The organism is Vibrio sp. Isolate30 (assembly GCF_022397975.1).
In the GTDB taxonomy this organism is placed as follows: Bacteria; Pseudomonadota; Gammaproteobacteria; order Enterobacterales; family Vibrionaceae; genus Vibrio; species Vibrio fortis.
On sequence record NZ_JAKEUS010000001.1, the window covers coordinates 1173096 to 1195678 of the forward strand.

Here is a 22583-nt window from a genome sequence, read left to right on the forward strand (position 1 = left end):
AAGTACAAACTGCTATAACGAAAAAAACCCGATAAGTTCGACACTTATCGGGATTTTTGTTTGTATCAATGTTTAGAAGAACTCGTTCAGACTCAGCTATTATTTCACTTTAGCTTGAACGTATTTCTTGCTTACATCAACAACCGCAACATCTCTGAAGAAGCTACGGCCTAGCAATAATGGGTATTTTAGGTGCGTACGATCAGCTAATGTGAATTCCGTTTTATCTTTAAGATCACCAATTTGAATATTGGCAACGATCACAGCACGACGTTGTGTACCTTCCGCACTAGACTGCTTGATCTTAACCCAGCGCTCTACAGGCAGGCTCACTTCTTTGCTCTTGATGCCATCGTGTTCAATTTTGAACTTAACCCAATCTTTTCCATCGCGCTCAAATGGGACAATATCAATTGCGCTGATTGAAGAAGTTGTTGCGCCTGTATCAACACGTGCTCTAAATGACTCTTCTAACCCAGGAACGTATACCCACTCTTCTTCCCCAAGAATCAATTTACCATCAGCGGTTTTGATCATCTTTTCAGGTTCTTTAGGTGGTACTGGTTTCTTTTCTGGCTCGGCTGGTTTTACAACTTCTTCTGGCTCTTTTTCAGGTTCAGTTGCCGGCTCTTTAGAAGCCTCACCATCTTTTTCATCCGCTTTGCTTGAATCGTCAACAACAGGTTGTTCGATTTGTGGTTTCTGCTCTGGCTCGACAGGAACTTGACTCGTCGTAGAACAAGCAACAAGGCCACCACTTAACATCAGGGTTATAATTGCTTTCCAATTGTACATTCAGTCACCATTTTATTTTGATACATTAGCGATTGCGTTAGCTACATAAGGAATATGAGACTCTGAAAGACCTGCAATATTGATGCGACCATCACCAACACCATAAATGCCATACTCTTCACGTAGTTGATTCATTTGAGTTTCTTTAAAGCCTAGTACAGTAAACATACCTTTATGGCTTTCAATGAAGTCAAAGTGTGACGTGTTATGAGTATTTCGCAATTCATTGCATAATGTTTGGCGAAGATTTAACAAACGGCCTTGCATCTCACTCAATTCTTGCTTCCAAATGCGTGTTAGCTCTTGATTTTGAAGAATAGTTTTAACTAATGCTGCACCGTGATCTGGCGGCATAGTGTAAGTAGAACGCGCAAGAGTAAGAAGTTTACCTTTAGCATTACCAACATCTTGACTATTTTTGCCGACAACAATCGCTGCGCCCGTTCTCTCACGGTACAAACCGAAGTTTTTCGAGCATGATGTTGTAATTAGCATCTCTTCAACATTGTCAGCCATGAATTGAAGACCTTTCGCATCTTCTTCAAGACCATCACCAAAACCTTGATAAGCGATATCAACAAATGGAAGGAAACCATTCTTCTGTGAAAGCGCTGTGATTTCTTGCCAAGCTGCAAAATCGATATCTGCACCTGTTGGGTTATGACAACATCCATGTAGAAGGACGACATCATTAGGGCCCGCGTGCGACAGCTCTTCAAGCATTCTTGCTGTATCAACCTGTTTTGTCTCAGGACTAAAGTAAGAGTAGTGCTTAACTTTAAGTCCTGCCGCTTCCATCACTGGTTGATGGTTAACGTAACTTGGATTAGAGATCCAAACCGTAGTGTCTGGCTGTGCTACCTTCATTAGGTCGCCCAACATACGCAATGCACCACTCGCACCAGGTGTTTGAATTGCGGCTACGCGATCCATTGCTGAAGTTCCTTTCAACAATAGGTCAATCATACTTTGATTAAACTCTTCGCAACCCGCTAGGCCAACGTAAGCTTTGGTTTTTTGATTTTCAACGACGATATCTTGAGCCATTGAAACCGCCTTCATAATCGGCGTTTCACCTTGGTTATTGCGGTAAACGCCAATACCTAGGTCGACTTTATTTGGGCGTTCATCGCCACGATAAGCCACAGAAAGAGAGAGAATAGGATCTAAAGTTGGTTTTGGTAGATGTGAAAACATGAAAGTCACAACCCTTTGAAATTCAAGTAATGAGTTTTACGTTAACATTATCATAGTCAAATCAGAAACATTTTTTATTAGAAGCGCTTAGTTAGCATAAGTAATCTGATAGTCGTCGATTTATCGCACAGTTTAGATGTTCAAATAATGTGCACACTGTGCGGTTAGACTTCAAATGACTTCTTATCTATTGCGGTATATTTTGTTTAAACTGTCTTGGAGTCATTCCTGACCATGCCTTAAACCGAGTACTAAAGTTTGCTGCATTCGGATAGCCGACGATCTCGCCAATGTGCTGTATTGACCAATCACTTGAGCGCAGTAAGCGCGCCGCATATTCCATTCTCATGCGCATAAGGTGTGTCATAGGGCTGTGAGAATAGTAACGCCGACACAACCTATGAAAGTGCGGTTCAGAGCATGGAAATAGGTTCGCCAAATCCTGAATGCTCCATTCTTTATGCAATTGCTTTTGCGCATTGTCGAAGACTCGCTTTAATCGGATTTCATTGCGAGATTGCGGTTGTGGAATCGGAGCGTTAATCAACGCTTCAATTTGCGCAACACTATGAATAGCCACCGCACCACCAAGATCAATCGGAAGTGAGATGCTTCTCAGCAAGGTGTGTATACAAGAAGCAACAACCTCTGCCGCAGGCGTTAATGTATAACGAATTTCATTGTCGATGTTTAACCACTGTTTATCTGGAGATAGGAAAATCCAAGCTATCTGCCACGTTTCTTCCTCAATACCGAAACCATTTTCGATACCTGCAGGCACAGTGATGCATGAGCCTGGTTCGAGAATGTATCGACATGCGCCACTCTCTAACCACCCTTTACCGCGCACGGTAAATAACAGCATATGTTTCTGTTGGTTTTTGCGATAGACGGAAAAGAATTCGCGACAAGAAGCCGTGCCACACTGAACAATTCCAAGCTGCTCAAACGCTAATACATGGCTTTGGTCGACAAATTCTTGATGAGTACTCTCAGATATCTCATAACACTCTTGCTTTTCACTCATCGCTTACTATTCGCCGGTTGTTGCCACTTCCCTTCAATTACCAGTTCCCTTCAGATACTGAACTGATGCAGTGCCATATGTTCAGTTTTATTGGAACCAAGCATTTGGAGAGTTTGGCAAAAGTTAATGATTCAACCGAAAAATACAGTGAAACCAAATACCGATAAACTTCTCGCATACAAACAACTTAGGAAATGCGATGCGTTCTACATATCGTCATTTAGACAAAGAGTTCTGGCAAAAACTGATCCAGATAGGATTACCGGTATCACTGCAGACTATGATGTTTTCCCTGCTTGGCGTGGTTGATATATTCATGGTCAATCAACTTGGCGATGCAGCAACGGCCGCGGTGGGTGTTGGAAACCGAATTTTTTTCTTCAACCTAATAATGGTTTCTGGAATTAGTGGTGCAGTAAGTGTGCTAGCTTCGCAATATTTTGGGGCGGGTGATTTTAATGGTATTCGCCGCACACTAGCTCAATCGTGGGCGCTGTCTGTTTTAGCCATTATTCCGTTCGTTGGTATCTATATCTTGGCTCCTGAATCTGTTGTGTCTGTTGTGGCCTCAGACCCAGATTACGTTCAATTGGCAACGGATTACCTTTGGATAACAGGAGCCAGCCTAATTGGTACTGCTGTCGTCGTGCCACTCGAAAGCGCGTTGCGATCGGTGGGTGAAGCCAAATTACCAACTAAGATCAGTATCTTTGCTATTTTGGTCAACGTTGTGCTTAATGCACTGCTTATTTTTGGTTTATTCGGTTTCCCGGAGCTTGGCGTGGTCGGCGCTGCCATCGGCACCACTGTATCTAGGTTTGTACAGACTATTGCTTTGCTCCTTGTGGCGAAAAAACATTACGCAAATTTATTCCCAACCATAGATAATTGGCGCGATGCACTCCTTGCGAAACACAGGAAGAAATACCTGACTATCGCGATGCCGATGCTGATTCACGACACGGCTTGGGCTGGCGGGCTATTAATCTACAATGTCATCGTTGGTCAAATGGGCGTGGGTGAGCTAGCGATCATCTCTTTGCTATCCCCTGTAGAAAGCATTTTGATCTCAGCGTTTATGGGATTTGCTGTTGCAGCCTCTATCGTTCTGGGTAACGAAATAGGCGCTAAGAATTACCAAAGAGTCGAGAATACAGCTTGGGGTTATGTGTTAGTGAGTTGTGGGCTCGCAATGTTACTTGCACTGCTCTGTTTCATCGCAAAACCTATCATCGTCTACTTAGTCGATTTAACTCACTTAGAGCTAAAAGAAACCGCGGTAAATGTCACTTTGGTTATCGCTTTGGGTATGGTTCTAAGGGTATTCAATATGGTTGGGATTGGCGGCGTACTAAAAAGCGGTGGCGATATTAACTACAGCATTTTTATTGACCTGTTTGGCCAATGGGCGATTGGTATACCACTCGCCTTTTACACTGCACTTGTTTTAGGCTGGCCACTAGAATGGGTTATGTTGATCGTATTGGCTGAAGAGCTAATCAAAATTGCGCTAACAAGCCAGCGAATTAACTCGAAGAAATGGATTAACAATCTCATCGAAGAACAACCAAGCAGGACCACGTAATTTGAGATTTGTTTCGGAACTCACACCTAAGGGCTTCATTTGCAGTTTAGGCTGTAGATAAGCCCTTCTTTCTTTAGTATGAGGAAGCAATTAGATATCTGTAAAACGATGGATAATTTGGTTAGAGCTACCGCGCCAATCTAGACTTGGATCCGCCTTCTCTTGTTCGAAACGACCATCAATTAAAGTATCGATATAGTTCAACACCTCTTTCTGTTTCTCATCGAGTTCATCTAACTCATAGCCCGTCCACATCCAGATATCTTTACCTTGGCATTCGCTTTTTACGCGCTTAACCAACTTTAAGACATCCGCAACATTGGCTGGATGCAAAGGATCACCACCAGACAAGGACAAACCACGACGCTTGATCCTCTCATCATTCAGATCAGCAATAATGTGGTCCTCAAGCTCCTGAGTAAACAAGTGCCCAGAGTCCAATCGCTGCGTCGACTGATTATAACAACCACGGCACTGATGAACGCACCCAGAAACAAACAAGGTGCAGCGTGTGCCAGGGCCATTAACCACGTCGATTGGATGATATTGATGGTAATTCATAAAGTTGTCGCTATTGAGGATAAGAGAACTTGATTGAAACAACTAAACTCCCTCTTACTGTGAGAGGGAGTTTTTGCTTAACAGATAAGAAAGAGCGTTCAGTTACAGGTGCTTAACGCGACGCTTTACTTCTTCCTGCTTGCCAAAGTTGAATGGACGCGCATCAGGGCTTCCTAAGTAGCCACACACTCGGCGTGTTACTGACACTTTGGTTGAGTCATGGTTGCCACATTTAGGGCAAGTAAAGCCTTTACTTGTACAATCAAACTCACCGTTGTAACCACACTCGTAACACTCATCAATTGGAGTGTTAGTACCATAGTAAGGTACACGTGTGTAGCTGTAGTCCCAGACATTTTCGAGCGCTTCGATGTTCTTCTGCATGTTCGGGAATTCACCGTAACAGATAAAACCACCACTCGAGATCTCTGGGTAAGGCATCTCAAAATCGATCTTATCGTAAGGGTTAACCTTCTTCTGAACATCAAGGTGGAAACTGTTAGTGTAGTAACCGCGGTCGGTAACACCTTCAATCACACCAAACTCTTTGGTATCGATGCTACAGAAACGACTACATAGGTTTTCACTCGGTGTACCGTATAGACTAAACGCGTAACCTGTCTCTTTCGTCCAAGATTCCACTTCGCGCTTCATATATTGAACGAGTTCAAGCGCCTTGTTACGCATTTCAGTATCATCGTATAGGTGCGTTTCTGTACCGAATAGTGCAGTCATCGCTTCGTGAATACCGATGTAACCAAGAGAAACTGAAGCACGACCGTTTTTGAAGATATCTGCAATAGAGTCATCTGCTTTTAGACGAACGCCACATGCGCCTTCCATGTACAGGATTGGTGCTACGCGTGCTTTAACGTTCTCAAGACGGCTAATACGCGTCTCTAGCGCACGACGAGCCAGTTTCAGCTTTTCGTCTAGTAGAGCGTAGAACTTCGCCATATCACCTTTCGCGTTAATAGCAATGCGCGGTAGGTTCAAACTCACCACACCAAGGTTGTTACGCCCTTCGTGGATAAGCTCACCATTCTCTTCGTAAGTATTTAAGAAGCTGCGACAGCCCATCGGTGTTTTGAATGAACCGGTAACCTCAACCACTTTGTCGTAGTTAAGAATGTCTGGGTACATGCGCTTAGAAGCACACTCAAGTGCAAGCTGCTTAATGTCGTAGTTTGGATCGTCCGATTTGTGGTTCAGACCATCTTTGATTGCAAATACCAGTTTAGGGAATACTGCCGTCTTACGGTTCTTACCTAGACCTGCAATACGGTTTTTCAAAATCGATTGTTGGATCAATTTCGATCCCCAGCTTTCACCCAAGCCAAAACCAAAGGTTACGAACGGAGTTTGGCCGTTAGCGGTATGCAACGTATTTACTTCATACTCTAGCGATTGGAATGCGTCGTAACACTCTTTTTCTGTACGAGCGACAGCAAAGGCTTCTGGGTTATGAATATCCCACTCTTTAGCTAACTGTAGATGCTTTTCGTAGCTCGCCATTACATACGGCTCTAGTACTTCGTCAATACGGTTAATCGTAGTACCACCGTAAATGTGGCTCGCGACTTGTGCAATGATCTGTGCTGTTACCGCTGTTGCTGTCGAGATAGATTTAGGTGTATCAATCTCCGCATTGCCCATTTTGAAGCCGTGCGTCAACATACCTTTAAGGTCGATCAGCATGCAGTTAAACATTGGGAAAAATGGTGCGTAATCTAGATCGTGGTAGTGAATATCACCGCTTTCGTGCGCTTGAACGATGTCACGTGGCAAAATGTGTGTTTTCGCATAGTGTTTAGCCACGATACCAGCAAGAAGATCGCGCTGAGTCGGGATCACTTTACCGTCTTTATTCGCGTTTTCGTTGATAAGATCAACGTTGCTCTCTTCGATAAGACCTTCAATTTCACGCGTTAAGGCACTCTGCTTTTCACGTGCGATATCGCGATCATGGCGGTATTCAATGTATGCACGTGCAAGAGACTTGTACGGCCCCTGCATTAGCTCATTTTCAACCATGGTCTGAATCTCGGAGATATGAACTTCATCGTACTCTTCGAGCTTTAACTCAACGGCTAATGCCACATTCAATGCGTAAATGGCAATTTCCTTATCGGATTTTTCTGATGCTGCTTCCACTGCAGCTTGGATACGATCTCTGCTGAATGGAGCTCTTGAGCCATCACGCTTGATTACGATTGATTTCACCACTTCTCCTTACTCTCTGGGTATTCACAGACTTATCCACAAACACACTATATAGAGCGATTTATCGTTTAACTAACACTAGATATTGTGGCGTATTTAACGAGAACCACCAAACGCGAGTATTGATTTGGATCAATAAAAGCAGAGTGCTGACTAAGATCAATTCAATCTTATGACGTTATCTCTCAAGTCGAAAAGAAACAATGTAACAAATAAAAAAAGCCTAAAAACCCTTGAATTTTTGCCAAGTGTTGTAGGATAACGGCTCAGGGAAAATCAACATAAAATTCAGAGAAAAACACCGTGAATAGACTTCAAAAGTGGCTTATCACCAGTTGCTTGTTTAGTGGCTCCGTTTTAAGTGCACCTCTAAGCATATCAAGTTGGAATATTGAATGGTTATCAACCAATGAGGCTGTGAATAAAATGAGCGTCCTGCGTGATGAACAAGATTTTGATCAACTTGCTCACCACTTTGAACAACTCAATAGCGACATTATGGCATTTCAAGAGGTCGATGATATCGATGCGATTAGACGAGTCGTAGGTCCCGACTATCGTATTGTCATGTCAGATCGAGCATCGAGTCGATATAAAGCGAATCAATTCCAAGGTGTAAACCAATACACAGGCTTTGTAGTCCGACAAAATGTCGAAGTTATTAATAAACCCGACATCAAGTTAGAGACACGCTCTGGTAGCAAACTGAGGTTTGCAAGCTACATTGTTGCAGAGTACCAAGATAAACCCGTTCACCTACTTTCTGTGCACTTAAAAGCCGGATGCAGCGGTGCCTACAAGCGCAACAACAATTGTGACCGACTTAAGCAACAAGCCAAGTTATTAAACGACTGGATAGTAGAGCGAGAAGAGAAACAACAAGCCTATGCGGTATTGGGAGACTTCAATCATAATCTATCTTACCGTGGTGATTGGCTTTGGAGTGTACTGAGTGATAACAACCAAGCTCAGTTAGCAACACGCTCGACGCCTGCTGAGTGTAAAGTGCGTTCAAACCGAAACAAGAACAAAACCCACCAATTCCGTTCGTTGATTGATCACATCATTGTTAGTGGCGATCTCAACACCTCTTCAACAAAGCAGTACGTATTCCCATCACAAGACGTTCTTAAGTACTTCTTAAGTGACCACTGCCCTGTATCGACACGTTTAACTCACTAACGCATTCGACCGATACAAAAACGCCCGTATAGAGACAATCGATACGGGCGTTTTATTGCTTTTAAGCTGTCCAAAATAGAAATTACAGCCGCTTAAATACGCTGGCCTACATTTCTCGCAATCATCAGCACTTCATCGGCTGAATACAGATTAGAGATGGTTGTCTCTACCTCTGCACCAAGAGTCGACTTATACAGTTGCTGTGCGAAATTATCCGCTCTGGTGGTAACGAGTACGTGTTTAAGCGTTGAGCCTTGCTCTGCTAAAACCTCTTTAACCACTTTTAAAGAGTCAAGAATCAGTGTTCTACCAAGCCCTTTTCCTTGCTGCTCACTAGAAACAGCCAACTGTTCAAGCTCTAAGACAGCTTCTGGACGAAAGCCACTCTTTTGTACCCAGACAATGTAGCCATGAACTTCACCATCAAGCTCTAATACAAAATTGATGAATCGAGGCGATGCCATCAAGTTACACTGTAACCACTCTTTTGACTTAGTCTGACGTACAAACGCTTGTTGGTGCACTCTAGCCGCACCATCGAGGTCTGCACTTTGCATGAGCCTTACATTCATTAGATTACGCCTGTGCGTTAGGGCGCGTTTTACAGTGTAAAATTGCGTTTTCTAATAACTCCAGAGCAGACTTATCACTTTCAGGCAGGCAAGCATCTGATGTCGCAAGAGGCTCTACGCGATCACCCCATGTTATGTGTCCTGCACCCCAAGTTAAACCAGCACCAAATGCAGCCACAAGTATGTTCGCACCCGGTTTAACCGCACCTTGCTCAAGGGCTTCACACATTGCAATTGGAACCGTAGCAGCAGAAGTATTGCCGTAGTTTTGAATATTGACGAACGCCTTCTCGCGCTCAATACCCGCCATATCACACAATGTTTGAATGATTCGAATGTTCGCTTGGTGTGGAATGACCACATCAATGTTGTCTGTTGAGATGCCCGTGCGGCTCAGAACCGTATGAGCGGCGGCACCCATCCCCTTAACAGCACGCTTAAAGATCTCTTTGCCAACAAAATCAAAGTCCCAGTAACCGTTGTCTGCAGCGAAACGATCCATTGAAGTACCGAACTTAGGTACAGCAAGAATGTCGCGCCCTTCAGCGTCACAGCCGATTTGAGCTTGTTGTAGACCAACTGGTTTTTCAGTGCGTGACAAAACAGCTGCACCTGCACCATCACCAAACAGAACTGCGGTGTCTCGCTTAGTCCAGTCGATAAAGAATGAAAGTCGTTCTGCGCCAATTACAATCGCGTTTCGGTAATTGCCCGCTTGAATTAAGCGAGTTGCGGTTTCTAAACCATAAATAAAGCCAGTACACGCTGCGTTCAAATCAAATGCTGCGGCACTTTTAATGCCTAGATTTTGTTGAACCTTAGAAGCGGTATTTGGGATAAGAGAGTCTGGAGAGCAAGTTGCGACAATAACAATGTCGATATCTTCCGCTGTTAGGCCAGCACACGCCATCGCATGTTGAGCGGCAACAGTCGCTAAATCCGATGTATTTACATGGCTGATTCTTCTGTTTTCAATCCCTGTTCTTGTACGAATCCACTCGTCAGACGTATCGATAAAAGTACTGAGGTCATCATTGGAGAGCGTCGCTGGCGGTAGACACTTTCCCCACCCGGTAATTTCAGCGTAAAACTTTGTCATCATTTACCTATTTATTGTTTGTTTTTATTTGAGTATCGTAGTGTTGTTTCAAACAGTATAAGCACACAGTGGCTAGTTCGTAAATCGTGTTAGGCAAAGTGGAGCAATAAAAAGAGAAAGTTATGTCTACATTCAATACTCGTTGTCCTGCTTGTCAGGGTATTAACCGTGTCCCTTCTGAGCGTGTTTCAGAAAGCCCGACTTGTGGTAAGTGTAAAAGCCCATTATTAGATGGCGCGCCAGTGGAAGCGACAAGCGTGAACTTCTCAACGCTACTTAATAGTGATCAACCTGTCGTGGTCGACTTTTGGGCGACGTGGTGTAACCCATGTGTCGGATTTGCGCCGGTATTTAGTGATGTTGCCGCTGAACGAAACGGCAATGTACGTTTTGTGAAAATCAACACCGAAGAACAACAACAACTTGCGGCTCAATTTGCGATTCGCAGCATTCCAACCATCATGGTATTCAAGCAAGGTAAAGTGGTCGATACTATCAACGGTGCTCTACCGAAAGGTCAATTTGATCAGTGGCTTAATCAAGCTCTAACCAAATAAACACTAAGAGTCAGAACAGCCTCCACTGTTCTGACTCTTTTGCTTCTACTCTCTGTTCTATGCCCTATTCCCCATCCATTCTTTTAGCTGACGAGTATTCATCTAAAACGATTTTAATATAGAGATATAACAATCGTTAAGTTGCCGTTTGGCTCTCTTATGCAGTCGACACAGCCTCAGCTCGTTCATTAGAATCTTGGGCACATAAACCATGATCCTTTTTGATCCGTTCTGAGATCTTCTCCGCAATCATAATGGTTGGTGCATTCGTGTTTGCCCCGACGAGTGTAGGCATAATTGAAGCGTCAACTACTCTTAAGCGCTCCAAACCATAGACTTTTAGATTTTCATCCACAACAGCATTAGAATCAGAGGCTATGCCCATTTTGCATGTGCCTACCGGATGATATTGAGTGTCTGCGCGATTTCTAATGTCCTGCTCTATCGCTTTGTCATCTGTCTCATCCACTGGATAAAAGTTTGCCCCACGAACATCATCAAACGCTGCGCTTTCCATCATTTGATGTTGTTTCTTCCATCCTTTGATCATCACTTTCATATCATCAGGATGACTAAAGAATGCTGGGTCTATCTCTGGTGGATCGTAAGGGTTAGCACTTTGCAATGTGACTGAGCCTCGACTCTTAGGTCTTAACAAGGTTACATGTGAGCTAAAACCATGACTCATGTGAATTTTTCTTGCGTGATCGTCAACAACCGCCACCACAAACACAAATTCCAAATCAGGAACCGTCACATCATCACCTGAACAGAAAAAGCCAATACCTTCGGCGAAGTTACTGGTCATCTTGCCAGTTCGCTGCTTCAGCCACAAAGGCAGCGCTTTGGTCATCTCTGCGCTCATCTGCAGTGACACACCAAAAGTTTCATGCTTGTCGCTGCACTTATAGCTATGAATAAGGTCAATGTGATCTTGTAAGTTTTGCCCAACGCCCACCAATTCGTGTAAAACAGGCAAATCGTGCTTTATCAGCTCTTCACGTGAGCCAACTCCTGACAGCATAAGAATCTGCGGCGAGCCAAACGCACCAGCCGATAAGATCACCTCTTTGCGAGCACCAATCTCAAATGCATGTCCTTTCGACCCATATTCAATGCCTACTGCTGTTTTTCCTTCAAACAGTATTTTATGAACGGTCGCATTCGTAACCGTAAGGTTGGGTCTGGCTAAGTTGGGCGTTAAGTATGCTTTTGCGGCACTACAACGCTCACCATTGAGTTGCGTTACTTGTGTCGCCATCGCACCCAACTGTTCTGCCCCGTTAATATCAGGATTGCGTGGTACGCCAATGGACTCACAAGCATCTAAGTAACGCTCAATCATACGGCTCGGACTACGGAGGTTCGCTACGTTTAATGGTCCTCCTTGCCCATGGTAGTCGTTTTTATGCTGTTCGTTGTTCTCAGCTTTCTTAAAGTACGGGAGGCATTCTTTATAGCTCCAACCTGAATTGCCCAGCTCTTGCCATAAGTCATAATCATATTTATGACCTCGTGCATACATCATGGCATTGATCGAGCTTGAGCCACCTAAGGTTTTTCCACGAGGTTGATAGCCTTTACGCCCATTCAAGCCTTGTTGCGGCACTGTTTCAAAACCCCAGTTATGGATTTTTGTCGGCATAATAGCGGCAACGCCAACCGGAGTATGAATTAATGGGCTATTGTCTTTTCCACCAGCCTCTAACAGGCACACTTCAACATTGGGATCTTCAGAGAGACGTGATGCTAAGACACAGCCTGCAGAGCCGCCACCGACGATAACAAAATCATACTGCGTCATGGATGAACTCCTTCCCTTGAGTTGGGCTCAATTCGCGTTTGAGAATCTTACCCGTTGCTGTCATTGGTAGTGCTGTACGTATGTACACATGGCGTGGATACTTATAATCAGCGAGCTGGCTACGACACCAAGCTTGAATCTCTTTGGCATTGACGGAGGCTAGCTCTCGAACCACCACATGCGCATGAACCTCTTCTCCAAGCTTATCATCTGGTGACCCGACGACGGCTGCCATCTCTACATCTGGGTGACACATCAGCACTTCTTCAATCTCTCGTGGGTAAACGTTGTAGCCACCACGTATGATCATGTCTTTCACACGATCAACAATAAATAGGTTGCCATGCTCATCTAGCTTGCCGATATCACCTGTCAAAAACCACCCATCGCGAATACTCTCTTGTGTTGCCGCAGGTCTCTTATAATAGCCCTTCATAACACTTGGGCTTTTGATGCAAACCTCACCCAATTCACCAGTAGCGACTCTGTTTCCTTCAATATCCGTTACCTTAATGAGGTGACCACACAAGGGTTGACCAACACTACCCGCCACTCTATCGCCATCTATGTGATTAAAGGTCGCAACAGGTGCAGTTTCTGATAATCCGTAGCCTTCTAAAATAGGTAATTCAAACTGTTTTTCAAATTGGCGAATGATCTCAATGGGCATTGATGCGCCACCAGAGACACCAAGCCTTAGGCTATGTTTGACTTTATCAGATCGCTCCTGACACGCTTGTCCTGCTTTAAGGATAGCCATATACATGGTTGGCACACCGGCAAAGATACTCACTTTATGATCAATGATCTGTTCAATGACATCGGAAGGGTCAAAACGTTGAATCAACACAATCGTTGCACCCGTTAAAATGCTCGCATTCATCATCACGGTCTGTCCAAAACTATGAAACATCGGCAGTGTTGCAAGCGTAGTGTCGCTGTATTCCAATCTCATTAGGTACTGTGAAGACATCGCATTAGTCTGCATATTGGTGTGCGACAGTTCTGCTCCTTTCGGCTGACCCGTTGTTCCAGAGGTATAAAGTATAACCGCCGTATCGTCGCCAGCGTGCACCTGTGTCTCTTCTATACACGCATTAACATCGTTATCTAACCATTGCTGGAAAAGGGTGTCTGCCTCAGAAGCCACATCGTTCATCAGTACAAAGTGCTCACATCCCTCAACTCGGTCAAAGCCCGCCCTACCGAATTCAGCGATAGGGAGAGTTTGGTCGCCTTTATGGCATAGAAACACCTTGGCATCCGAGTCTTTCAGATGGTACTCAACTTCACGAGCCTTAAATAAGATATTAAGAGGAACCACAACACCACCGGCTTTGAGAATACCGTAGTAAGCAATGACAAATTCCGCAGTGTTTGGACAAGACAACGCCACTTTATCGCCGTGAGTTATTCCAATTTGTTTTAAGTTAAATGCGACTCTACCCGCCATCCTATTAAGCTCTTGATAACTCATTTGTTTGTCTTGCCATCGTAGTGCTGGCTTAGTTGGAAATATCGTTGCGCTTCGCTCTAGATTTACCGCTAAGTTGTGCATCATGCTCTCCTTGTTTTAGGTGACAATGTAACTATTTAAGCTCTAAATACATCACCACCAGCAAGATCCATTTCAAATTTAATCACCGTTATAGAATGTTTTTAGGACTCCATGTCTCCTTTGGCACTCATCTAACTTTTATGATTACAACATTTTGTTAACATCCAACACAGGTTGCATAAAGACAAAAATCGGTGATATTCGGACACAATGAGCTCGAATGTGGCCGTGGTAAGGTGAAACTTGGAGGATGAAGATGGAGCAATGCGCAGTTTATGAACCTGACATGCAAGCATTTGGTATCTTAGATATTCAACTGTTATTGCGCTATCTAGACACTCGAGTCGCTATACCTGAGTTGCTGGAAGGTAGCCATATAGATCCACTGCAACTTACTGCGCCCGATGCTCACGTCTCCTTAGCTCAGAAACTTGCCGTCTACAGCAATGCACTCGCTATCACTGAAGAGAAAGATCTTGGCCTTAATGTCGGACTGCAGGCACGTTTTAGTGATTTTGGCGTATTAGGTTATGCCGTGTTCAGTAGTAACACTTTGTTAGACTCTCTTGTGATGGGGTTTAAATACCTAAAGTTGGCAGGGCCTGTTTTGAAAAAGACGATGTCCGTGAACGAAAAGATTGGTTTCTTCCGAGCAGAGCAACTGGTAGATATCGAAGGTCTATTACCATTTTGTTGTGAGTATTGGTTCGCTGCCATCCAAAGCTTATGTGAAGAAGTGATGCAACGCCCCTTTCCGTCCAAAGTGATTCGTTTTCCCTACCCCGAACCAGAATACGGTCATCGTTATCAAGAGGTATTTCATTGTAAAGTCGAGTTCAACAGTCCCCAACTCGAGTGGGAGTTTGACTCTGAGTGCCTATACGCCCCTTTACCTACCGCCAATCCAATCACACTAAAAATGTGTCTGAATTCCTGTGACGATCTATTAAAGAAGATCAGTTCACCGAGTAACCTTCGTGAACAAGTGACTCAACGTTTCTTAGAAAACCCGGGCAACTATCCTTCAATTGAAGTCTTATCTAAGCAGTTAGGAATGTCGTCCCGAACATTACGGCGTCATTTAAAAACGAGCGGTACTAGCTATCAAGAAATCCTCGATCACGTGCGATTCCACTTAGCAAAACACTATTTAAACTCAACCCAATTCTCCATTGAGGAGATCTCTGAACGTATTGGTTTTTCCGACAGTGCTAATTTTCGACATGCATTTCGTAAATGGAGTGGCGTTGCGCCTCGCGCTTATCGCAACAGTATAATCAGTGAACCACCTATCGAGTAATCGTTCTATATAGTCCCATTCGTTCGAGGTTATTTTAATGATGTTGCGTTCATTAATTTGGAATAATCACAAACATTTAGTCTTGAATAACTGACAAAAATTCTCTTTTTCCACTCTATTTAATAAGGTTCTTTTGGCTAAATAGTTCGACAAAAATCTTTTATCTTTACGGTCATTTTTATTCGTTTTACCTGAAACTGTTTGTGCCCCATAGTCGCGGAAAATTCACTGTTCCACGACTATCTAGAGGCTCCTACATTGGACGACATCCAAACCAACACTCGCATTACCGTTCCGGTTATTGCACTCTCTTTCTACGCGATTGCATCAGGTTACTTGATGAGCTCTTTGCCATTAATGCTATCTGAATACGGTCTAGAGAGCTCATTGTCGAGTTGGTTGGCAAGTGCGTTTTATGCAGGTTTATTAGCGGGGACGTTATTGATTGAACGTGCGATAGCAAAAGTCGGTCACCAGAGAGCATTCGTACTCTGTCTAAGTGTGTTTATCGCAACAATACTGGTGCTGCCTTTACTGCCAAACGCAGGTGTCTGGCTAGCGGCTCGATTTGTTGCCGGTATCTCTGTTGCTGGTATTTTTGTTATCGTCGAGTCTTGGCTCATGAGCGGTGAAGAGTCTCAACGAGCAAAGCGTTTAGCTATCTACATGTGTTCGCTATACGGCGGCTCTGCGATTGGTCAGCTAGGCATCGGTTACTTAGGTATTACAGGTGGTGTACCTTTCATCGCGATGTTCACACTACTGTTCGGTGCGATCATTGTATTGCAATACGGACAAGCAACCGCGCCACAAATGCACGACGCTCAAACGCTGTCACTAAAACAGATCAGCAAACTGAGTCACAGCGCGCTGATTGGTTGTATTGTATCTGGCCTGACATTAGGTGCTATCTACGGTCTAATGCCGGTAGAGCTTGAGCAGCGTAACATTGCGCATGAAGACATTGGCGGTTTGATGGCATTGGTCATCATTGGCGGTATGGCAGTACAACCTGTTGTGACTTGGCTATCCAAATACGTTGGTCAAGTGTTACTAATGGCACTGTTCAGCTTAATGGGCGTGGCAAGCATCGCAATGCTGACACTTAACTCTGGTATTTACGTGCTAGGTATAAGCCTTTTCGCGTTGGGGATGGCGACATTTGCTCTGTACCCGATTGCGATTAACCTAGGCTGCCGCAACCTAGATCCGAGCTACTTAGTTTCAGTCACTCAAGTGATGCTACTTTGCTACAGTGTAGGTTCAGTTGCCGGACCGATCATTGCTGACAGCTTTATGGATTCTCAAGCAGGTTTGTTTACTTACTTGTTTGCTTCTTTGCTAGCTACAACGATCTACATGTTGATTGCAAGCCTTAAACGCTCTCACCTACAGATTGCTGGCGAGTAAGCTGCTTCCAACATAACGGGTGAATAAAGCAACGTTATCTGGCGCTATACCTTAGTGATCTCCACACACAAGGTATAGCGCCTTTTTCATATTCAAGCTTGGAAGTTGCGTTTTGCTGATGACCAGTCATTTACTATGATTGGTTTTAGCTCACCATATATTCGCTGACGGGAACCATGTCTTTAACGCGAATGACAACCACCGAAGTTGATACGTCTTCTGCACTGACTTCTGAGTCTATTGGCTGCACAATCACATCCGACGGATAAATATAAGTTTTGCTGATAATGTTGACCAGTTCAGCACGACACATTAACCGCTTCTTTTTAACATTACAGGTATAAAGCCAAGTCGCGACATCCGGTGTCTCATGGTTAATGTTGCTTGTAAACAACTCAAGCGGCTGACCAATCAGTAATTTATCTTCGACTCCAAACCACTCACGCGCCGCTGGGTTTGCATAGCAGATTTGCCCATCCTTATCGACGGTAATGATGATGTCGCCAATCGCGCCTACCAGCACCTGACTGAACTGATTTTGGCGAGCCATATTGATATACACTTTTTTGAAACGCGAATAGATAAGCTTCATCTCTTCTGGGAGCTCTTCCATGCTCAATTTATCATCTTGCTCTCGAGCGTAAGTAGACTCGTCAGTGATGTAGTCGATGAGATGACTCACAGGCTTAACCACTTTTCGGCTAAACACGATCCACAATAAAAGACTCACGATTGGAATACCAAAGACAAGCCCAAGCAGCACGAATCGCGGATCGATAAAGTCATAGCTTCGAGCGTCAAATGTAATCACAAAGTTTGCGGGCTGTACTCTTCCATCCGACATGGTTACTCGATACTCAGCTCGAAACCCGGTACCTTGCTCTTGTATCACCCTATCGACAGCTACATGGTAGCCTTGGTCGTAACTCACCTGCGTTAACCGCATTCCAGCAGCGGTATAATGGAAACTGAATGACCGTCCTATGCTCTTACTCATTCGTTTAAGCATATCCGCGTTGACTTCTTGGAGCACAGTAATCAGCCCAACAGGACGTCGCTGATACTCATCAAGCACAGACACTGACGCAAACATAAAGATGCGACCATCGACAAAATCAATTCCTAACTTACTTGATGACGAAAAGATCATCTGTTGATCCGGTTCATGCAGTTCACGAAATGCTTTGATGAAAGAAGCATTCATTTCGCTATCTAGATGAGTGATTCGTCCCATACGATCTTGAACGATAATCGAACTTGCTAAACTGGATTTTAGAAACTGCTCACTGATCGCAAATGTACGCTTTCGTTGTTCTTGAGATTGAACAAATCGTTGTAGAGATTCGTTTTCTAGTAATCGCTCAGTCGACGCTTTCAATAACCCAAATTCATTCGAGATATGCGTCATCGCTAAGTCTTGGTATTGGCGAACTAAGCCAGTTTTCCAATACTCTCTCTCAAGCTCAAGCGTAATGGTCGCGATAATGCACGCCACCCACGTGACAACTAGGCAATTAACGACAACGGTAAATCGCAATGAATGTCTGATGGAGGTAACTGAATTCACGTCAAACTGCGCTCTTGGCAATAGGTTTCTATCTCACGCCCTAACACCGCAAGTCCTTTGCTAATAAAGGCTATTCTCTGTTCACTATGAGTCATATCCCCTTGCGCAGCACTTTTCTCTAGCTCCTTAGCAACGCTGGAAAGTGGATCGTTACCAAGATATAACGCACTTCCTTTAATACGATGCGCAGTGTCTTTGACAAAATCTGCATCTTGTATAGCGCCAGCTGACTCTAACTCTGCAATATCCATTGGGTAGTTTTTAATAAACGTGGTCAGTATGTCCGTTGCAATATCATGATCATCGCCACTCATCGCTAGTACGTGGGAGATATCGAATTTTTGATAGTCTGGAAGAATAAACGCGTTAGACGCATCTATAGGCTGTTCAGAAGCTAATCCTAGCTTTTGGAGAAAATCTTGATCATCAAACTCAACCTTGTTGTGTTGTGGGCTGTCATTCTCGGGTGGTGCCTCTTGCCAGAAAGATTCATCAAAAGAGTGCTCATCACTGTCGCCCGCAAACATCTCGAAGTCTGACGCTTCAAACTCACCGGAGTTTTGCTGTGTTTGCTGTACGGCTAACTCAAACTGAGCCATTTCTCGCTCAAACCTTTCAATGTCAGTCAGTTCCTCATTAAAACTTTGCGGCACTGATTTTGATGGCATCCTTAGTTGATCTGATTGGTTTGACTGCTCAGGTTGTTCTGAGGAGCCTTTCAACTCAAATGTCTCAAACCTTCCCTTCTCGGTAGGTTCTCGCTCTCGTTGCTTAAGCGTAAAACGAGGAGCATCATCATCTATTGGGGAATCGGACTCTTCGACATCACTCCATGCAATACAATCGCTTTCTATCGATGGCGTATTTGAAGTCGTCGTTAGTGAAAAGTCCGGCTCTGATGACAACACATTAGCTTCGGATTCAATAGAATTGTCAGAATCAGAAGAGCTATGGCCAGAAAAGTTATGATCAGAAGACTCAAGTTCGTCAATCCATGAAAAGTCAGACTCGTTTGATGATTCTTGAATTAACGAAGACGCAGAGTCTAAAGCCATATCCTCGTTATGAAAGCTGTCTAATTCGTCGTCATCATCCTGGTTGTCAGGTTCAAAGCTGTTGGCGTCTAGCCATGCCACCAGCGAGTTATCTACTTCAGAGAAGTCAGACTCAGCGATTGGCTGCTTAGTGGAAACCAGCATGAGTTTGCTTTCAAGTATGTCCAATGGGCACGGCTTAGAGATATAGTCATCAAAGCCCGCTGACATGCAGCGTTTTGCAGCACCACTTAAAGCATCCGCGGTTATCGCAATCAAATGGGGTTTATTGTCAACAAACTCACTCGATATTTTCGATGCCAAGGTAAAGCCGTCCATTTCAGGCATATGGCAATCAGAAAGAATGACGTCGAACGTTGGATCATCAAGGAACTTGTTATAAGCAATCAGGCCATTTTCAGCAGTCTCAAAATTCACGCCCAAACGCTTTAGTTGGCCGCCAATTACCTTACGGTTCACTTCATTATCTTCCGCAAATAGCACTCGAAGATGCTCTAGTCGCATGTCAGTTGGCAGATCACCAAACGACACTTCTTGATCAACGACTTCAACTGAGCGGTCAACTTGCATCGGTAAGGTAATACTAAATAAGCTGCCATGACCTATGACTGATGAGACACGTATCTCACCACCCATTTCAGAGACGATCTCATTGCAAATACTCAAGCCTAAGCCCGTACCGCCAAAGCGACGTGTAATGTCACCATCTGCTTGTACAAACGGGTCAAACAAGGTGTCGAGCTTCTCTTTGGCGATACCAATTCCGCTATCTCGGACCTGAAAGCCAATTAAGTCGTATGACGCGCCGTTGTCATCCTGTTTATAATCTGCGGCAATCAACTGAGCACTCAACTCAACGAAGCCCTGCTGCGTGAACTTTACAGAGTTAGAGACAAGGTTGTTTAACACCTGCATAAGACGAGTTGAGTCACACTGGTAAGCTGCACCAATTTGCGAATCGACGCGACTATTGATTGAAAGATCCTTTGCCGTCGCTTTGTGCTTGAAGTTACCGACAACGCTGGTCATGAGAGAGTTAAGTTCGCAGTTAACGCTTTCTAATGTCAGCTTCCCAGCATCCATTTTCGAAAAATCGAGCACATCATTAAGCAGAGCCATTAAGTTGCGGGCTGACCCATTCAGAGTGTATAGAAGATCTTCTTGCTCTTTATCCAGTTTGGTAAACGATAAGGCTTCTGCCATACCCAATACCCCATTCATTGGAGTTCGAATTTCATGACTCATTCGTGCGAGGAAATCCGATTTTGCGAGTGTCAGCTCTTCCGCTTCTCGCTTGGCTTGCTCTGCATCTTTAAGTGCTTGTTCTAACGTCGCCTGAATCTCCTTTCGACGGCCTAGCTGATGTCGATAGAACATGAAGCACATTAGTAAGAACACAATCATCAAGCCACTGGCAATCACCACTTGTTGATAAAGCGCTTTTACCCTTTCCGACTCCTGACTAAAGACAATGTGCTCTTTCCATTTCTTTTGCAGATTTTGTTGGAAGCTCTCACCTAAGCTGTAGATACCCAGGTTAAGGAGGCTGACCCACTCACGCTCCATTTTAGGTAAAGCAATACGTGGCCAAAACTCAGTATCAATATCTTCTGCTTTGTGAAGGTTTAGAGTGAACAGCTTGTGCTTGTTCACGAGATAGGCACTGTTAAGTAGTTTGCCGACATAGGCATCTGCCCGACCTTCTGCGACCGCGCGCATCGCCTCTTCGGCAGTATCCAGATAGATAATTGGATTAACAGGCAGTAACTCAGCCAGCAGTTCATTCTCGTGTAGACCTCTCACCAACGCCAATCGCTTTCCCTTAAGCTGATTGATGGCATAGAAATCCCCTTCACTGGCGATGGCTAAGTGGGTACGGTCAATATCACTTGTGAAATCTAAACTCTTCGAGCGTTGGTCAGTTTTGTAGACACCGGGAAACATGTCGATCTCTCTGTTTCGAACCGCATCCATCGCTTCTTGAAATGAGTGATATGGCTTAGCAATAAAAGAGACACCAATACTCTGACTGATGTTGCTCATCACATCGACGATGTAACCCTCAATAAAAAACTCTTCCGCAATAAAGTATGGCTCTTCACCATCGACAATATAGGCATATTCCAAAACTGGACGTTCGACCAACTTACGCTCTTGGTCTTCATTGACATCTTCAAGGTAAGAACCGACCAATACATCAAATGACTGATTAGCATTGCCCGTAATTTGGAACCACAATTCATGAACACTTTCTGCAGGCAGATGACGGATCCCTTGGTTAACGAGCAACATCAATTCACTGTCCTCAAAACGAGTCATTGAGCGAATTGGGATACTGTTGTGCGTATCTTGTCTTGAGAACTGACCATTTAAGCCACGCTCGTTCAGTGCCGCTTCAGCCTCATTGGGAATCCAACTGTAGATGTAATTCAGTGAATCAGCTCTTGCGATAACATTGTCGGTCGAATTGGTGTGGATCTCGACGCCATAACCCGCGTTAAAGTCGATTGGTGTGATTGAATTAGGGAGAATAAACCCGACCTTACCATGTTCTCTCATCTCACCGACACGCTTCCACAACGCTGTTTTGGTTTCAATATACGGAAGACTGTATTTGACCCATTTAGTGAGATTCGGGTTATACGTTGTCGTCGTTAATATATCGACCTGACCATCAAGTAAGTCTGAATATAGGGTTTGGTATGGCGCGTATTTAAATTCGATCGAGTAGCCAAATTCCTCTCCCCACATTTCCCAATACAATTTCATAAAATCATGAAGTTGCGCGACATCATTTCTTTCCCGGTGGTAAGCCTCCGTGGCATCAACTTTCGGAATACCGATGGTAATAAGTGTGTCTAAATGCGTTGTACCTCTTATTACACGAGCGCTTTGAGCCAAGAAATCATCATCTGCTTTTAAGGGCATCGAGATACAGGTCAGCGCGGCAACTAAGGACAGCAACCATTGACTTGAGCCAAAAATGAAACAGTTTTTCAGCATTTATTAGACACAACCTTATCAAATTGGAATTGCGTACAGTATAAATGCAACTTTTAATGAGTTCTGTTCTTTAGGGAACAGACTTCCG

At 44.1% G+C, this 22583-nt stretch carries 16 protein-coding genes; 5 read left to right on the forward strand and 11 right to left on the reverse strand.

Annotation, left to right across the window (positions count from 1 at the left end):
* Window positions 1–99: 99 nt before the first annotated feature.
* The 3 genes from L1D60_RS05115 to L1D60_RS05125 form a co-directional block, all read right to left on the reverse strand.
* Entirely contained in the window at window positions 100–795 is a 696-nt protein-coding gene (locus L1D60_RS05115; protein ID WP_239840031.1) for an ATP-dependent zinc protease, read from the reverse strand.
* A gap of 12 nt (window positions 796–807) precedes the next feature.
* Window positions 808–1992 (reverse strand): amino acid aminotransferase, encoded by a 1185-nt coding sequence (locus tag L1D60_RS05120; protein WP_239840032.1) that lies wholly within the window; start codon window positions 1990–1992, stop codon window positions 808–810.
* Between the two features lie 187 nt (window positions 1993–2179).
* On the reverse strand, window positions 2180–3019 hold the full coding sequence (locus L1D60_RS05125; protein ID WP_239840033.1) for an AraC family transcriptional regulator: 840 nt from the start codon (window positions 3017–3019) through the stop codon (window positions 2180–2182).
* A 199-nt stretch (window positions 3020–3218) separates the two neighbouring features.
* Here L1D60_RS05125 and L1D60_RS05130 point away from each other — a divergent pair, with 199 nt between their 5' ends.
* Entirely contained in the window at window positions 3219–4604 is a 1386-nt protein-coding gene (locus L1D60_RS05130) for an MATE family efflux transporter (RefSeq protein ID WP_239840034.1), read from the forward strand.
* A 90-nt stretch (window positions 4605–4694) separates the two neighbouring features.
* Here the strand turns inward: L1D60_RS05130 and nrdG are convergent, their stop codons facing one another.
* Together nrdG and nrdD are read right to left on the reverse strand one after the other, a co-directional pair.
* Entirely contained in the window at window positions 4695–5165 is a 471-nt protein-coding gene (gene nrdG / locus L1D60_RS05135) for an anaerobic ribonucleoside-triphosphate reductase-activating protein (protein WP_239840461.1), read from the reverse strand.
* Window positions 5166–5267: 102 nt separating this feature from the next.
* Complete coding sequence (gene nrdD / locus L1D60_RS05140; RefSeq protein WP_239840035.1) at window positions 5268–7388, reverse strand: anaerobic ribonucleoside-triphosphate reductase; 2121 nt, start codon at window positions 7386–7388, stop codon at window positions 5268–5270.
* A 303-nt stretch (window positions 7389–7691) separates the two neighbouring features.
* Between nrdD and L1D60_RS05145 the strand changes: the two genes are divergently transcribed.
* Window positions 7692–8570, forward strand: a complete 879-nt coding sequence (locus L1D60_RS05145; RefSeq protein ID WP_239840036.1) for an endonuclease/exonuclease/phosphatase family protein — start codon at window positions 7692–7694, stop codon at window positions 8568–8570.
* 92 nt (window positions 8571–8662) lie between these two features.
* Here L1D60_RS05145 and L1D60_RS05150 read toward each other — a convergent pair whose 3' ends face one another.
* Together L1D60_RS05150 and L1D60_RS05155 are read right to left on the reverse strand one after the other, a co-directional pair.
* A complete protein-coding gene (locus tag L1D60_RS05150) occupies window positions 8663–9127 on the reverse strand; it encodes a GNAT family N-acetyltransferase (RefSeq protein ID WP_239840462.1) in 465 nt (154 codons plus the stop codon).
* A gap of 19 nt (window positions 9128–9146) precedes the next feature.
* Window positions 9147–10241, reverse strand: a complete 1095-nt coding sequence (locus tag L1D60_RS05155) for a ketoacyl-ACP synthase III (RefSeq protein ID WP_239840037.1) — start codon at window positions 10239–10241, stop codon at window positions 9147–9149.
* Window positions 10242–10363: 122 nt separating this feature from the next.
* Between L1D60_RS05155 and trxC the strand changes: the two genes are divergently transcribed.
* Window positions 10364–10798: a thioredoxin TrxC gene (gene trxC / locus L1D60_RS05160; RefSeq protein WP_239840038.1), complete on the forward strand. Its 435-nt coding sequence runs from the start codon at window positions 10364–10366 to the stop codon at window positions 10796–10798.
* 157 nt (window positions 10799–10955) lie between these two features.
* Here trxC and L1D60_RS05165 read toward each other — a convergent pair whose 3' ends face one another.
* On the reverse strand, window positions 10956–12602 hold the full coding sequence (locus L1D60_RS05165) for a GMC family oxidoreductase N-terminal domain-containing protein (protein WP_239840039.1): 1647 nt from the start codon (window positions 12600–12602) through the stop codon (window positions 10956–10958).
* Window positions 12589–14160, reverse strand: a complete 1572-nt coding sequence (locus tag L1D60_RS05170) for a long-chain fatty acid--CoA ligase (protein ID WP_239840040.1) — start codon at window positions 14158–14160, stop codon at window positions 12589–12591. Before L1D60_RS05170 ends, L1D60_RS05165 begins: the two co-directional genes overlap by 14 nt.
* A gap of 256 nt (window positions 14161–14416) precedes the next feature.
* On the opposite strand from L1D60_RS05170, the gene L1D60_RS05175 reads away from it, so the two are divergent.
* Both L1D60_RS05175 and L1D60_RS05180 read left to right on the forward strand, forming a co-directional pair.
* A complete protein-coding gene (locus L1D60_RS05175; RefSeq protein WP_239840041.1) occupies window positions 14417–15460 on the forward strand; it encodes an AraC family transcriptional regulator in 1044 nt (347 codons plus the stop codon).
* Window positions 15461–15718: 258 nt separating this feature from the next.
* Complete coding sequence (locus tag L1D60_RS05180) at window positions 15719–16870, forward strand: MFS transporter (RefSeq protein WP_239840463.1); 1152 nt, start codon at window positions 15719–15721, stop codon at window positions 16868–16870.
* A gap of 145 nt (window positions 16871–17015) precedes the next feature.
* On the opposite strand, the gene L1D60_RS23585 is transcribed toward L1D60_RS05180, so the two are convergent.
* Window positions 17016–18437 (reverse strand): PAS domain-containing protein, encoded by a 1422-nt coding sequence (locus L1D60_RS23585; protein WP_239840042.1) that lies wholly within the window; start codon window positions 18435–18437, stop codon window positions 17016–17018.
* Window positions 18434–22495: a transporter substrate-binding domain-containing protein gene (locus L1D60_RS05190; RefSeq protein ID WP_239840043.1), complete on the reverse strand. Its 4062-nt coding sequence runs from the start codon at window positions 22493–22495 to the stop codon at window positions 18434–18436. The genes L1D60_RS23585 and L1D60_RS05190 overlap by 4 nt, the downstream gene beginning before the upstream one ends.
* Window positions 22496–22583: the final 88 nt, after the last annotated feature.